This window comes from Curtobacterium sp. JUb34 (assembly GCF_003755065.1).
GTDB lineage: Bacteria > Actinomycetota > Actinomycetes > Actinomycetales > Microbacteriaceae > Curtobacterium.
In genome coordinates, this window is sequence record NZ_RJVH01000001.1 from 359972 (window position 1) to 373508 (window position 13537).

Genomic DNA, 13537 nt, shown 5'->3' on the forward strand with positions numbered 1-13537 from the left:
GTGCGCATCGTGGTGGCTCCGGACTCGTTCAAGGGCACCGCGACCGCGGCGTCCGTCGCCCAGGCAGTCCGCGACGGCTGGCTGTCCGAACGCCCCGACGACGACGTCGTGCTCGTGCCGATGGCCGACGGCGGCGAGGGCACCCTCGACGCCTTCGCGACCGCGGTCCCCGGCGCGGTCCGCGTGCCCGTCACGGTCACGGGTCCGGCCGGCGAACCCGTCGACACCCACTGGCTGCGGCTGCCCGACGGCCGCGCGGTGGTCGAGCTCGCGGCGACGAGCGGGCTCCCCCTGCTCACCGAACTGCTGCCGGACACCGCCACGAGCCGGGGGTTCGGCGAGGCGATCGCCGCCGCGCTGGACGCCGGCGCCACGGGGCTCGTGCTCGGCATCGGCGGCAGCGCGTCGACCGACGGCGGACGGCCCGTGCTCGAGGCGCTCGGGTTCGACGGCGACCGCGGCTCGCTGCGTGCCCTGCCGCCGCTCGGCGTGACCGTGCTGACCGACGTGACGTCACCCCTGCTCGGCCCGACCGGCGCCGCCGCGGTCTTCGGGCCACAGAAGGGCATCGCGCCCTCGCGCGTCGCCGGGGTCGACGAGCAGCTGGCCGCCTGGGCCGCGCGCTTCCCTTCCGTGGACCCCGCGACCCCGGGCGCCGGCGCCGCGGGTGGCGTCGGCTTCGGCCTGCTCGCCTGGGGTGCGACCCTGGCCCGCGGCGCGGACGGTGTCGCCGAGGTGCTCGGGCTGGCCGACCGACTCGACGGCGCCGACGTGGTCATCAGCGGCGAGGGCCGGTACGACGGCCAGTCCGCCGCCGGCAAGGTCCCGTCGGTGGTGCGGTCGCTCACGGCGACGCACGCACCCGGGGCTCGGTCGATGCTCGTCGCCGGCGCGATCGAGGCGTCGCTCGACGACTACGCCGCCGCGGCCTCGCTCACCGTGCTCGCCACGCAGACCACCGGCGAACCGTCCGACGCCCTCGCCGATCCGCTGCGCTTCGCCGCCATCGCGGGCCAGCGGCTCGCACGGTTGGCCTGAGCACCCCGATTCCCGCCCTGGGGAGCCCCATCGGAACCTCCCACGCCGTGGCGCGCTCCATCAGACTGGTTCCGGGCCGGAACCGGCCCGCAACGAACCACCCCCACGAGGAGATCATTGCGCACCGTCAACGCGTACGCGGCACCGTCAGCGACCGAGCCGCTCGTCAAGACCACCATCACCCGTCGGGACGTCGGCCCGGACGACGTCGCGATCGACATCGCCTACGCCGGCATCTGCCACTCGGACATCCACACCGTCCGCGGTGAGTGGGGCCCCATCCAGTACCCGCAGGTCGTCGGCCACGAGATCGTCGGCCACGTCACCGCAGTCGGCGAGAACGTCACCAAGCACCAGGTCGGCGACCGCGTCGGCGTCGGCTGCATGGTCAACTCCTGCGGCGAGTGCGAGAACTGCGTCGCCGGCCAGGAGCAGTACTGCCTCAAGGGCAACATCGGCACCTACGCCAGCGTCGACCCCGCCGACGGCTCGATCACCCAGGGCGGCTACTCGCAGGCCGTCGTCGTGAACGAGGACTTCGTGCTCCGCGTCCCCGAGTCGCTCGACATCGAGAAGGTCGCGCCGCTGCTCTGCGCCGGCATCACCACCTACTCCCCGCTGCACCACTGGAAGGCCGGCCCCGGCACGAAGGTCGCCGTCGTCGGCATGGGCGGGCTCGGCCACATGGCCGTCAAGATCGCCGTCGCGCTCGGCGCCGAGGTCACCGTCCTGTCGCAGACCACCTCGAAGCAGGAGGACTCGCTCCGCTACGGCGCGAAGGCCCACTACGCGACGAAGGACCCGGAGACGTTCGAGAAGCTCGCGAACTCCTTCGAGCTCATCATCAACACCGTCTCGGCGAAGATCCCGATGGGTTCGTACCTCGGCCTGCTCAAGGTCGACGGCACGCTCGTCAACGTCGGTGCACCGTCCGAGCCGCTCGAGGTCCCGGCCTTCGCGCTCATCCCGCGTCGGCTCAGCTGGGCCGGTTCCGCCATCGGCGGCATCCAGGAGACCCAGGAGATGCTCGACTTCTGCGCCGAGCACGACATCCTGCCGGAGACCGAGCTCATCAGCGCCGACCAGATCAACGAGGCCTACGAGCGCGTCCTGTCCTCGGACGTCCGCTACCGCTTCGTGATCGACGCGGCCACGCTGGCGTAGTCGTCACCACCTGAACGACGGAAGGCCCGGTACCAGCTAGTACCGGGCCTTCCGTCTGTCGTCTCGGGACCGTCAGCCGACCTCGTCGCCCGACGGCAGGGCACCGCACCAGTCGACCGAGCCGGCGTCGATGCTCGCCTCGAGCGCGCCGGAGGTCGCGTCGACGATGCTCACCAGCTCGTCGGTCGCCGACTTCGTCGCGACCGCGGCGAACTGGCCGTTCGGCGACGGGCAGACCGCGGTGACGCTCGCGTCGTCGGGGATGCTCACCGGCAGCCGGGAGGCCCGTCCCCCGTCCACACGCACGATCCGAGCCGAGACGGTCCCGTCCGACCGCACGTCCCCCAGCACCCGCAGGTACGTGTCGTCCGTCAGCGGAGCGATGCGGCCGAGGACCGGCGCATCGGTGCTGGCGGCAGGGGCCCGAAGCGCCGTCTTCGCGCCGTCGGTCAGGTCGAGCCGCTCGATGCCGGTGCCGGTCTCGACCACGGCCGTGGTGCCCGTGCCGACGAACCCGTGCAGGTACGTGGCACTGCCGAGCCGGACCGGATCGGCGCGGCCGCTCATGTCGACGAGCACCAGGTCGTCGCTGCCCGTCCGGACCAGGGCACTCTCGGTGCGCGGGACGTAGGCCCACTGCCCGACCGTCATCGGCACGGCACCGGTCTTCGGTTTGCCGTTCGCCGCGATCGCGGTGGGCAGGTGCGTGCCCGTCATGTCGACCACGTACAGGCCGGTGTTCCGCGACTGCCCGGTCGAGGTGTCGGCGTACTCGAACCCGAACGAAGCGCCGTCGTCGGCGACGTGCAGCGCGGTGACCCGACCCTGCGACGACGGCAGGGTGAGGTGCTCGACGGGGGCGTCGTCGTCCTGCACCCCGCCGCTCAGCGCCACGACGTCGACGGACGAACTGGCGTCCGTGCCGCTCACGACCACCAGGGAACGACCGAGCCGGGCGTACTCGCTGATCGCCGTGCCCTCGTAGACCGTGGTCGCACCGCCCGCGTCGAGGGACCGCCGGACGATGCGGTCCTTCGCCCCGGCCGGCCCGGGGACGAGGGCGAGGACGTCGGTGCTGCCGGTGCGGATCGCCGCGGTGAGGTCCGACGTGGCGCGCTGCCCCGGCGCCCGGACGTTCGCGACCGTCACGGTGTAGTCGCGGTCGTAGGCCAGGGGGCCGGCGAACTCGACCGCGATCGTGTTGCCGCTCGAGGTCACCGTGTGGGCCGCTGCCGGGCTGACCCGGACGTCGTCGGCGGACACCTGCTGCAGGGCCTGGTTCGCCGTCAGGATCACCCGCTGCGCCGGTCGGGACACCAGGCCGCTGGCGTCGTACGACACGTCGCGCAGGCGCGGCCCCTGCTGCGACCCGACGACGGCCGCGAGCGCCGCCACCACGGCCAGGACCACCACGACGGCGAGGTACCGGCGGTGGAACCGGCGCGCGACCGGGCGGCGCCCACGGCGCCCCTCAGTACTCATACGGGTCCTTCGGCTGCGCGATCTCGGTGACCTTCGCGGCCTTGATGACGATGCGGGCGTCGGCGGACTGGTCCGGGTTGGCTGCGAGGGCGCCGGTCACCGTGACCCACTGTCCCTCGTCGGGCACCGCGTCGGGACGGTCGCCGGCGTCCGTCACGACACCGAGACCGACGGGCTGGGCATCGACGGCGCAGCAGCTGATCACGAACCGGGTGAGCGTGAACGAGCCGTCCTGGCCGGGGACCACGAAGCCGGACAGCCGCACCTGCTTGCCGACGAGCGCAGTGGTGTCGGTGGTCTGCCGGATGAGCGCCGCCCAGTCCTTGACGCCGTACTGCGAGGTGTCGACGCCCTCGCTGCCGAGCAGGGACACCGCTGCCTCGGAGCCCGTGGCGTTCGACAGGGTGGCCGAGTCGACGCTCCGCTGCTGCGCGGTGCGGGCGGAGAGCGTCGTCGGGGGCAGGACGAGCATCGCGACGGTGACGCCGATCGTGACGATCGCGGCTGCCCCGCCGAGCACGATGCGCGTGCGGCGACCCGCGCCTCCCGGTCGCCCACCGAGTTCGTGTTCGTGTTCGTGTTCGTGCTCATCGTCGCCGTGCGTGTGGCCGTGCCCCCGGGCGATGACGACCAGGCCGGCGATCGACGCGGGGACCCCGACGGCGGCGAGGACGATCGTGAACACCGAGTAGCGCGGGTTGATGTACAGGTCGAGGTGCCCGACCAGTGCCAGCCACAGCGTGCAGAGCGCCACGGCCAGCACCGACCCGAGGCCCAGGTACGCGGGCGCGTTGCTGCGCGCATCAGACGAGGACATTCATCACCAATCCCACGGCGCCGGCGAACAGGACGCACACGACAGCGAGCAGCACCAGGAACCGGACCCGGAACGTCGTGCGCAGCAGCGCGATCATCTTCACGTCGATGATCGGCCCGATGATCAGGAAGGCCGTGATCGACCCGGGCAGGAACGTCGAGGCGAACGACAGCGCGAAGAAGGCGTCGACGTTCGAGCAGAGCGACACCGTCATCGCCAGCAGCATCATCGCCGCGACGGACAGCACCGGGTTCGAGCCGATCGCGACCAGGGTCGAGCGGGGCACGGCGACCTGGATCGCGGCGGCCAGGCCGGCACCGACGAACAGCGCCGGCATCATCGTCGCCGTCTCGCCGCCGAACTGTGCGGCGCTCTGTCGCCAGCGGTGCACACCCCGGGGTGCTCCGACGGCCGCGCGGCACCGGGCCTCGAAGGCGGGGAGCAGCAGGTCGGCCGGACGGCGGTGCGCGGCGACGATCCAGCCGACCAGGTTCGCGATCACGAACCCGCCGACGATCCGGACCGGCAGGATCCACCCGGACCAGCCGAACGCCTGCGCGGTGCTGATGATGACGAGCGGGTTGAGGATCGGGGCGGCGACCAGGAACGTCACGGCCTCGGCGGGGGTGAACCCGCGCATCATCAGGCCGCGGGCGAGGGGCACGTTGCCGCACTCGCACACCGGGAAGAGCATGCCGATCAGGGAGATCACGGCGCGGCGGCCGAAGGCGTTCTGCGGCAGGACCTTCTCGAGCGCGCCGACCGGCACCCAGACCTCGACGACGATCGACAGCACGATGCCGAGCACCACGAACGGCAGCGACTCGACGACGACGCTGATCGCCAGCGTCAGGAAGTCCTGCACGACGTCCGGCAGCCCGGCGGTCCCGATGCTCGGGGACAGCAGCCGGATCCCCAGGAGCACGACGACGGTGAGCAGCACGAGGCCCGGGCCCGTCAGGGAACGGGAGCGGGAGCGCTGCTGCGGCGGCGTGGTCGTCGTCACCCGGAAAGGATAGGCGACGCGTGCTGCGTGGCGGTCCGTGCGCGCGTGGCGGCCGGCCAGGTCGTCCGGTGCGAGGTTCCGTACTCGGTGCAGGGTCGCGCGACTCGCACCGAGTACGGAACCTCGCACCGTCCGCGTGCGCCCTGGCACCGTGCGAGGGCCGCGGTCAGCCCCGGGCGATGCCCGCCACGTGCCGGTCGAGGGTGTCGATCGCCCACGAGGCGTCACCCCCTGGGTCGAGCCGCACGATGTGCATCGCGAGCCCGTCCACCAGGGCGTGCAGGCGGCGGGTCTCGTAGGCGGCGTCGGCGTCCGGCACTCCGAGCGCTCGCAGGATCCGCCCGCACCACTCGCGCATCTCGTCGACGACCCGGTCGTGGAACGGCCGGAGTTCGGCGTCGGTCAGCGCCGCGGTGCCGAGGCCCAGGTAGACGTCGAGCTCGATGCGTCGTTCCTCGTCGAGGGGCAGCAGCTCGAGCAGCACCGCGTGCGCGTAGGCCGTCCCCTCCAGGTCCGTGGGCACGGCGTCGATCCGGGCTGCGGTCGCGTCGAACACGAGCTCGAGCGCGTGGGACCGGACGCTCGCCTGGGTCGGGAAGGTGTAGCGGACGGTGCTCGGCGGCAGCCCCGCCTCTGCCGCCACGTTCCGCACGCTCAGCGCCCCCAGTCCGTCGCGGGCGAGCACCCGGCACGCCGCCTCGGACACGGTCCGACGCCGCTGCTCCACGTCCATGCTCCTGGCCACGACGCCATACTCGCACAGTCGTACGAACTCGTGCTAGCGTCGGAATGGTTGTCGCACAGTCGTGCGACTACTCGATCGGAACGAAGGGAACATCGTCATGGCATGGGTCATCCTCGTGCTGAGCGGCGTGCTCGAGGCCGTCTGGGCCACCGCGCTGAGCGCGTCGAACGGCTTCAAGAAGGTCGTCCCGACGATCGTGTTCGTCGCCGGCATGGCCCTCAGCATGGTCGGCCTGGCGTTCGCGATGAAGTCGATCCCGGTCGGCACCGCCTACGCCGTCTGGGTGGGCATCGGCGCCTCGCTCACGGTCGTCGTGTCGATCCTGCGCCGGCAGGAATCGGCGTCGCTCGCCCGCCTCGGCCTGGTGTTCGGCCTGGTCGCCTGCGTCGTCGGCCTCAAGGTGGTGAGCTGAGGTGGCCTGGATCGTCCTGTTCGTGAGCGCCGCACTCGAGACCGTGTGGGCGACCGCCCTCGGCGAGAGCGACGGCTTCACGCGCCCCGGCCCCACGCTCGTGTTCGCGGTCACGATCGTGATCAGCCTCGTCGCGTTCGGCTACGTCCTCAAGCACATCCCGATCAGCACGGCGTACGCGGTGTGGACCGGCACCGGTGCAGCCCTGACCGTCCTTTGGGGCATGGCGACCGGTGCCGAGCCCGTCACGGTGCTGCGCGTGCTGTTCATCGCCGGGATCGTCGGCTGCGTCGTCGGCCTGAAGCTCGTCCCCGCGCGTCCGGTCGCGGAGCCCGCCGCTCCTCCCGCGAAAGCGACAGATCTCCGCGGATGATCGGCGGGCGACTGTCGCTCTTGCAAAGGTGACGGCAGCGCCATCCGCAGGACTGTCGCGTTCGCGACGCAGCGCCCTGGACGCACGCAGAGACGGACGGGAGGCCCGGTGCCAGCTGGCACCGTCCCTCCCGGCACGGCCGTCGTGCCGCTGGCGCGTCACGCCGGAACCGGCGGATGGGGCCCACCTCCCGTCCGTCAGGTGGTCACGTGACGATCAGACGGACGCGCCCGTCCACTCGTCCTCGGCGGCGACGTGGTCGCTGCCGACCGTGCCGGCGGCGAGCGCCGCGGCGGCGCGTTCCGTGTGGCTCGGCGGGTTGGACGGCACGTCGGCCGGACGACCCTCGTCGTTCAGCTTTCGGAGTTCGGGCACGATGTCCGTCGCCAGGATGTCGATCTGCTCGAGCACCGTCTTGAGCGGCAGTCCCGCGTGGTCGACCAGGAACAGCTGTCGCTGGTAGTGGCCGACGTGGTCCTTCATCGCGGCGTACCGGTCGATGACCTGCTGCGGCGAACCGACCGTGAGCGGGGTCTGGGCGGCGAAGTCCTCCATCGAGGGACCGTGGCCGTAGACCGGGGCGTTGTCGAAGTAGGGCCGGAACTCGTCGACCGCGTCCTGCGAGTTCTTCCGGGCGAAGAACTGCCCGCCCAGACCGACGATCGCCTGGTCGGCACGGCCGTGACCGTAGTGCTCGAAGCGCTGGCGGTACAGTCCGACCATCTGCTCGGTGTGCTGGATCGGCCAGAAGATGTTGTTGTGGAAGAAGCCGTCACCGTAGTAGGCGGCCTGCTCCGCGATCTCGGGCGTGCGGATCGAGCCGTGCCAGACGAACGGGGGCACGCCGTCGAGGGGGCGCGGCGTCGAGGTGAAGCCCTGCAGCGGCGTACGGAACTTGCCCTGCCAGTTGACGACGTCGTTCTCCCAGAGCTGGCGGACGAGCGCGTAGTTCTCGATCGCCAGGTTGACGCCCTGGCGGATGTCCTGCCCGAACCACGGGTACACGGGGCCGGTGTTGCCGCGACCCATCATGAGGTCCATGCGGCCGTCGGAGATCACCTGGAGCATCGCGTACTCCTCGGCGATGCGCACCGGGTCGTTCGTGGTGATGAGTGTGGTGCTCGTCGAGAGCGTGATGTCCTTCGTCTTCGCCGCGAGGTAGGCCAGCAGGGTGGTCGGCGACGAAGCGACGAACGGCGGGTTGTGGTGCTCACCGGTGGCGAAGACGTCGAGCCCGGCCTGGTCGGCGTGCTGCGCGATGGTGAGGATGTCACGGACGCGCTGGGTGTCGTCCGGCGTGGTGCCGGTCGTGGGATCGGTCGTGACGTCACTGACCGTGAAGATGCCGAACTGCATGATGCGCCGCCTTTCGCGATATCGATGCGTTTGCATCGACTTGCTGGGTACAACGTAGCGCACGCCGGCACATTCCCGCCAGGTGTGGACCGGTCGCGTCAGCGGGCGTCGGGCAGTGCGGCCGGGTCCGTCCGGGCCGCGTGGTGCATGCCGTCGAGGAACCACACCGCGGTCACCACCGCCAGGACACTCGCGCTCGAGGCCAGGCGTCCGGCCATCAGGATCGCGGCACGGTCGTGGGCCCCGTCCCCGGTCAGGCCGACGACGAGCGCCGCGACACCGACGGCCAGCGTGACCCCGGTCGCGACGAGCAGGACGACACTGACCACCCGGCGCGGCCCCCGACGGCCGTCCCGGTCACCGCGCAGCCCCCGGTCGACCCTCGGCCCGAACGCCCGGACGACGCCGAGCCAGAACATCGCGATCGCGCACGCGCCGATGATGTCGCTCACCCGGTGCCAGCCGTACACGACCGTCTGGTTGGCCACGAAGACCGCGTAGACCGCCCCGAGCAAGGTGACGATCGGCCGGAAGCGACGGGGCGTGACCATCAGCACGGCGAACAGCGCGGCGAGCGCGATCGTCGCGTGCCCCGAGGGGAACGAGTTCGGCGTCGTCGACTGGGCGATCTCCGGGCGCTCGGCGATACGCTTGACGAGCGTCGAGGTGGCCGCCGACGCGAGCACCACTGCACCCGCGCCGAGCCCCACCGAGAGCCGTCGCCTGGCGAACGCCACCGCGACGATCACGACAACGAGCAACAGGATCACCGGCACCGAGATGACGTTGAGCGCAGTGTCCGAGCTGAACAGGTCGGACTCCCGGACCCCGCCGAGCGCGGCGTCCTCCATGCGCTGCCCCACCGGCGTCAGCACCGCGGCCGCGTAGACGGAAGGCACGATCACGAACCCCAGAGCCGCCAGCACACCCCACCGCAACCGCCGCGAGACGCTCGGTCCACGCGACTCCGGTGCATTGCGCTCGGGTGTCAAGGTCACCGGGCTGGTCCTCCTCGGAGTGGTCGTCGTCGGTCTCGTCGCACGCCTGGTGACGGCGCTGCGATTCGGACGGTCGGGGTCGGACACGATACCGTTGGCACACCGGCCGGAGGCTGGGAACCGTGCGGCCGTCGCCCGCGGATCCCGCGCCGTGCCCATCAGTGCCGCGCCGCGCAGTCCGGCGGGCACCGCCGGACTGACGCACGTCGCGTCGGCAGTGTACGAGGAGGAGACCGAAGTGGCCATCAAGGAACCGGGCATCACCGCCTCACCGAACCGCGGGCTCGCGCTCACGGTCGGTGGCGTCCTCGCACTCTGGGGCATCCTGGGCTTCTTCTTCGCCGCCGACGGCGACCCGGGCTTCTTCAGCCGCCAGGGTGGGATGCTCTGGAACGCCTTCGGGGTGAACCCGCCGCTCGCCCTCATCTGGGTGCTGCTCGCCGCCGTCCTCCTCATCACCGGCCTCGGCAACACCATCGGTTCACGGAACGGCAACCTGCTCGTCGGTGCCGTGCTCGTCGTGCTGGCGGTCTACGGCTTCGTGTTCGTGGACACCTCGGCGAACATCTTCGCGCTGAACACCACCGACAACGTGTTCCACGCGATCGTCGGGGTCGTCCTGCTGCTGACGGCGTTCGGTGCCGACAAGGAGAACCTCCGCGCGCTGCGTGCGGCGGCTCGCGCCTGACGCACCGCCCCGCTCCCCGACGCCCGTCTGCCGCTCCGGCAGGCGGGCGTCGTCGTGTGCGCGGAGCGTGGGTGCAGTGCGCGAGTGCGTCAGGCGTCGTCGTCGGAGTCGGGGTCCGACGCGGGCTCCGGCTTCGGGGCTTCGAGTGCCGTCGCGACGATGCGTGGCGCCTCGGACATGAAGCGTCGGACGTCCGTGTCGACGATGATGTCCTGCGGCCGCAGCGGCCGGGTCAGGTACAGCCCCTCGAGCGAGGTCAGCCGTGACAGCGCGACGTACGTCTGTCCGGCGCTGAACACCCGGTTGCCCAGGTCGACCACCGCTCGGTCGTAGGTGCTGCCCTGCGACTTGTGGATCGTGACCGCCCAGGCGAGCCGCAACGGGAACTGCTGGAACTCGCCGACGGTGTCCTTCTTGAGTTCCTTCTTGTCGGCGTCGTAGGAGTACTTGAACTTCTCCCACACCGACGGCTGGACCTCGAACGACTCCCCGTCCACGTCGACCCACACCGTGTCGCGGATCGCCGTGACGATGCCGAGCGTGCCGTTCACCCACCGCTGGTCGGCGTCGTTGCGCAGGAACATCACGTGCGCGCCGGGCTTCAGCTCGAGTGCTTCGTCGGCCGGGAAGTTCCGCCCGCCGAAGTCGCCGTTGACGTCGGCCTTCGCCGTCTTGACCTTGCCGGGCAACCGATCGAGCGCCGCCTTGTTGATGCGCGCGACGGTGTCGTTCCGGGTGGCGAGGGTGATGGCGTCGTCGGGCGAGGGCCGCGCGCCTGCGGTGTTCAACTGGTCCGCGATCTCGGCGGTGACCCGGCCGTGCCGCACCGCCGTGAGCATGGCGGCGAACGCGTCGTCGCGCTGGCGGTGCACGGTGGCGAGCTCGATGATGTTCAGCTTCGCCTCGAGCCACACCTTGGCGTCGAAGAACCACATCGACCGGTAGTGGTCGGTGAAGTACGCGCGCTCGTCGGCGCCGCCCGGTACCGGCGGCAACTGGTACGGGTCACCGAACATCACGACCTGCACGCCGCCGAACGCCTCGAACTGCCGGCCACGGGCCTTCCGCAGCGAGCGGTCCATCCCGTCGAGCAGGTCGGCGTTCACCATGGAGACCTCGTCGATGACCAGGGTGTCGATGGTGTTCAGGAGCTTCCGGGTGTCCGGCCCCTGGCGCAGCTCGGCGTCGGCGATCAGGCCGATCGGCAAGCGGAACAAGGAGTGGATCGTCTGACCGCCGACGTTCAGGGCCGCGACCCCGGTCGGTGCGCAGATCACGACCTGCTTCTCGGTGTTCCACGACAGGTGGTTGAGCAGGGTGGACTTGCCCGTCCCCGCCCGACCGGTGATGAAGACGTGGTCGCGGGTGTGCTCGATGTACTCGAAGACGGCCCGCTGCTCGTCGCTGAGTTCGATGCTCATCGTGCGTCCTGCTCAAGGGCGCGCGTGTCCGCCGCGGCCGTGCGAGCGTCCGCCGCGAGCGTGCGACCCGACGTTCCGGCACGCCCCAGCTGCACGAGCACCACGACGACGACCGCCACCAGGAGCAGCACGCCGGCGGCCACGAGCACGAGCCCGCCGCGGGCCTGGTCGACGAGCGGGTCGGGCCCCCACGTGCGTCCCATCGCGCCGAACCACGAGGCCTGCAGCAGCCCGAGCGGCCCGCGCATCGCGATGCCGAGTGACACCGCCCCTGCCGCGACGACCACGGCTCCGACGATCCGGACAACCGCAGCCCCCCGGGTCGGGTGGGTCCGGCCCGCCGCGACGGGGGTGAACAGCGTCGGCATCGCGAGGAGCCCGACGAGCAGGAAGCCCACGTCGATGACGGTGCGTCCCGTGGAGTCGCTCACCGACCAGCGGACGGCGTCGGTGGCGAAGTACGCCCACCACACCGCTGCGGCGAGCAGGAACGCGGGGAAGGGCTGCACGAGGTAGCGGACCGCGGCGTTGTCGACCAGCACACCGGTCCACTCGCGCACCCCGGTGCTGTCGTCGTCGCGCGGGTGCACCGCGGCCCGGATGAGCACGACCGGAGCCGCCGCCCACACCAGCGCCGGCACCACGAGTCCGAGCAGCACGTGCGCGCCGACGTTCGCCGACACCAGGAACCGGTCGTACTGGTGCAGCGACCCGGACGTCGCGACGACGAGCGACACGATCGCCAGGGCCGCCGCCACCGAACGGCGCACCGGCCAGCGGACCCCGGCACGGCGCAGGCGGACGACGCCGGCGACGTACGTCGCGGCGAGCAGCACGGCGGCCATCAGCCAGAACAGGTCGATGTTCCACTGCGTCAGCCAGCCCCAGGCCCCGGGCGCGTGCGGCAGCAGGTCGTCGGTGAGCAGCTCGGCCGGGCTCGGGTCGGTCGTCTTGCTCAGCGCGATCTGGTCGACCGGGGTCGCCGTCCGTCCGAGCGCCGCGGCGAAGCCGGACGCGACGCCCATCACGGCGAGCTCGACCACGATCAGGGTCCAGAACGGGCGGTGCCGTGCCGGAGCCTCGGCCAGGGACCGGATCGCACGCCGACGCTGCACGGCACCGAGGACCCCGATGGCCACGATGGCGCCGATCTTCACCAGCACGAGGGTGCCGTACGGCGTGAACAGGTTCGACAGGGCGCCGACACGGATCTGGGCCGAGGCGACACCCGACACCGCCACGAGCACGAAGCAGCCGAGCGCGATGCTCGAGTACCGCGCGACGACCACGGCCAGACGGTCACCCGGCAGCACGCCGCGCAGGAGCACGAGCATGGTCAATCCACCGACCCAGAGCGCGGCACCGACCAGGTGCAGCCCGAGCGCGGTGACCGCGGCGTCGTGGCTGGCGGTACCGGCGGCGTGGCCCTGCTGCGCGAGCGGGATGAGGCCGATCATCGAGACGCCGGCGGTCAGGGCGACCATCCCCCGCGAGCGCACGGCGAAGCAGAGCACCGTGACCGCGGCGGCGACGAGCACCGTGACGAGCCAGGCGAGGCCGAGGTCCGTGCCCGTCAGGAACACGCCCATCGACTGGCCGAACTGCTCGTCGATGCTGATCTCCGAGCCGGCGACGCTCAGGAAGGTGAAGAAGGTGGTGACCGCGGACGACACCGTCCAGATGCCGCTGGCGGCGGCCGCGACGTCGATGGCGCGGTTCCACTCGGGGCCGGACCGCGAGAGCCCGACGGTGGCGAGCGCCAGACCGCCGATCGTCGCGGCGGCGGACAGGTCCACGACCAGCCGGGAGATCGGCAGCCCGAAACGGACCAGGGGGCCGGGGTCGGCGATCAGCGCTGCGTTCGCGCCACCGCCGATGACGAGTGCCGTGAGCAGCGCCACGAACCCGACGAGCAGGAGCACGGCGGGACCGGCGATGCGCGCGATCCGATTCACCCGTCAAGCCTAGGCGGTGCCCACCCGGCCACAGAACCGGCCGAGCCGACCTGTGGGAACCGGCACGGGCCTCCCGGCCCAC

General features: G+C 71.6%; 13 protein-coding genes. 5 read left to right on the plus strand and 8 right to left on the minus strand.

Going from position 1 to position 13537, the window contains the following annotated elements; translation table 11 throughout:
• Both EDF63_RS01615 and EDF63_RS01620 read left to right on the plus strand, forming a co-directional pair.
• Complete coding sequence (locus EDF63_RS01615) at nucleotides 1–1038, plus strand: glycerate kinase (protein WP_123312160.1); 1038 nt, start codon at nucleotides 1–3, stop codon at nucleotides 1036–1038.
• A gap of 117 nt (nucleotides 1039–1155) precedes the next feature.
• A complete protein-coding gene (locus tag EDF63_RS01620; protein WP_123310619.1) occupies nucleotides 1156–2202 on the plus strand; it encodes an NAD(P)-dependent alcohol dehydrogenase in 1047 nt (348 codons plus the stop codon).
• A 72-nt stretch (nucleotides 2203–2274) separates the two neighbouring features.
• On the opposite strand, the gene EDF63_RS01625 is transcribed toward EDF63_RS01620, so the two are convergent.
• The 4 genes from EDF63_RS01625 to EDF63_RS01640 all read right to left on the minus strand — a co-directional run bounded on the left by EDF63_RS01625 (nucleotide 2275) and on the right by EDF63_RS01640 (nucleotide 6252).
• Nucleotides 2275–3684 carry a hypothetical protein gene (locus EDF63_RS01625; RefSeq protein WP_148061692.1) on the minus strand — a complete coding sequence of 470 codons (1410 nt, stop codon included), beginning with the start codon at nucleotides 3682–3684 and terminating at the stop codon, nucleotides 2275–2277.
• Complete coding sequence (locus EDF63_RS01630; protein WP_123310623.1) at nucleotides 3674–4501, minus strand: TIGR03943 family putative permease subunit; 828 nt, start codon at nucleotides 4499–4501, stop codon at nucleotides 3674–3676. Before EDF63_RS01630 ends, EDF63_RS01625 begins: the two co-directional genes overlap by 11 nt.
• Nucleotides 4488–5507, minus strand: a complete 1020-nt coding sequence (locus EDF63_RS01635; protein WP_123310625.1) for a permease — start codon at nucleotides 5505–5507, stop codon at nucleotides 4488–4490. Before EDF63_RS01635 ends, EDF63_RS01630 begins: the two co-directional genes overlap by 14 nt.
• A 166-nt stretch (nucleotides 5508–5673) precedes the next feature.
• Nucleotides 5674–6252 (minus strand): TetR/AcrR family transcriptional regulator, encoded by a 579-nt coding sequence (locus tag EDF63_RS01640; protein WP_260232933.1) that lies wholly within the window; start codon nucleotides 6250–6252, stop codon nucleotides 5674–5676.
• Between the two features lie 97 nt (nucleotides 6253–6349).
• Between EDF63_RS01640 and EDF63_RS01645 the strand changes: the two genes are divergently transcribed.
• Both EDF63_RS01645 and EDF63_RS01650 read left to right on the plus strand, forming a co-directional pair.
• Complete coding sequence (locus EDF63_RS01645; RefSeq protein WP_123310629.1) at nucleotides 6350–6664, plus strand: multidrug efflux SMR transporter; 315 nt, start codon at nucleotides 6350–6352, stop codon at nucleotides 6662–6664.
• Nucleotide 6665: 1 nt separating this feature from the next.
• On the plus strand, nucleotides 6666–7037 hold the full coding sequence (locus tag EDF63_RS01650; protein WP_123310631.1) for a multidrug efflux SMR transporter: 372 nt from the start codon (nucleotides 6666–6668) through the stop codon (nucleotides 7035–7037).
• A gap of 216 nt (nucleotides 7038–7253) precedes the next feature.
• Here the strand turns inward: EDF63_RS01650 and EDF63_RS01655 are convergent, their stop codons facing one another.
• Nucleotides 7254–8393 (minus strand): CE1758 family FMN-dependent luciferase-like monooxygenase, encoded by a 1140-nt coding sequence (locus EDF63_RS01655; protein WP_123310633.1) that lies wholly within the window; start codon nucleotides 8391–8393, stop codon nucleotides 7254–7256.
• 98 nt (nucleotides 8394–8491) lie between these two features.
• Nucleotides 8492–9391 (minus strand): phosphatase PAP2 family protein, encoded by a 900-nt coding sequence (locus EDF63_RS01660; RefSeq protein ID WP_148061693.1) that lies wholly within the window; start codon nucleotides 9389–9391, stop codon nucleotides 8492–8494.
• A 238-nt stretch (nucleotides 9392–9629) separates the two neighbouring features.
• Here EDF63_RS01660 and EDF63_RS18550 point away from each other — a divergent pair, with 238 nt between their 5' ends.
• Complete coding sequence (locus EDF63_RS18550) at nucleotides 9630–10079, plus strand: DUF4383 domain-containing protein (protein ID WP_185021241.1); 450 nt, start codon at nucleotides 9630–9632, stop codon at nucleotides 10077–10079.
• Between the two features lie 89 nt (nucleotides 10080–10168).
• Here EDF63_RS18550 and EDF63_RS01670 read toward each other — a convergent pair whose 3' ends face one another.
• Together EDF63_RS01670 and EDF63_RS01675 are read right to left on the minus strand one after the other, a co-directional pair.
• Nucleotides 10169–11500, minus strand: coding sequence for an ATP-dependent RecD-like DNA helicase (locus tag EDF63_RS01670; RefSeq protein WP_123310641.1), 1332 nt, complete (start codon nucleotides 11498–11500; stop codon nucleotides 10169–10171).
• Nucleotides 11497–13455, minus strand: coding sequence for a cytochrome c oxidase assembly protein (locus EDF63_RS01675; RefSeq protein WP_123310643.1), 1959 nt, complete (start codon nucleotides 13453–13455; stop codon nucleotides 11497–11499). The genes EDF63_RS01670 and EDF63_RS01675 overlap by 4 nt, the downstream gene beginning before the upstream one ends.
• Nucleotides 13456–13537 lie beyond the last annotated feature (82 nt).

Bases quoted from the DNA above. Each gene is read 5' to 3' on its own strand.
- EDF63_RS01625 (WP_148061692.1), bottom strand. From the start codon at position 3,684: ATGAGTACTGAGGGGCGCCGTGGGCGCCGCCCGGTCGCGCGCCGGTTC.
- EDF63_RS01630 (WP_123310623.1), bottom strand. From the start codon at position 4,501: ATGTCCTCGTCTGATGCGCGCAGCAACGCGCCCGCGTACCTGGGCCTC.
- EDF63_RS01645 (WP_123310629.1), top strand. From the start codon at position 6,350: ATGGCATGGGTCATCCTCGTGCTGAGCGGCGTGCTCGAGGCCGTCTGG.
- EDF63_RS01655 (WP_123310633.1), bottom strand. From the start codon at position 8,393: ATGCAGTTCGGCATCTTCACGGTCAGTGACGTCACGACCGATCCCACG.
- EDF63_RS01670 (WP_123310641.1), bottom strand. From the start codon at position 11,500: ATGAGCATCGAACTCAGCGACGAGCAGCGGGCCGTCTTCGAGTACATC.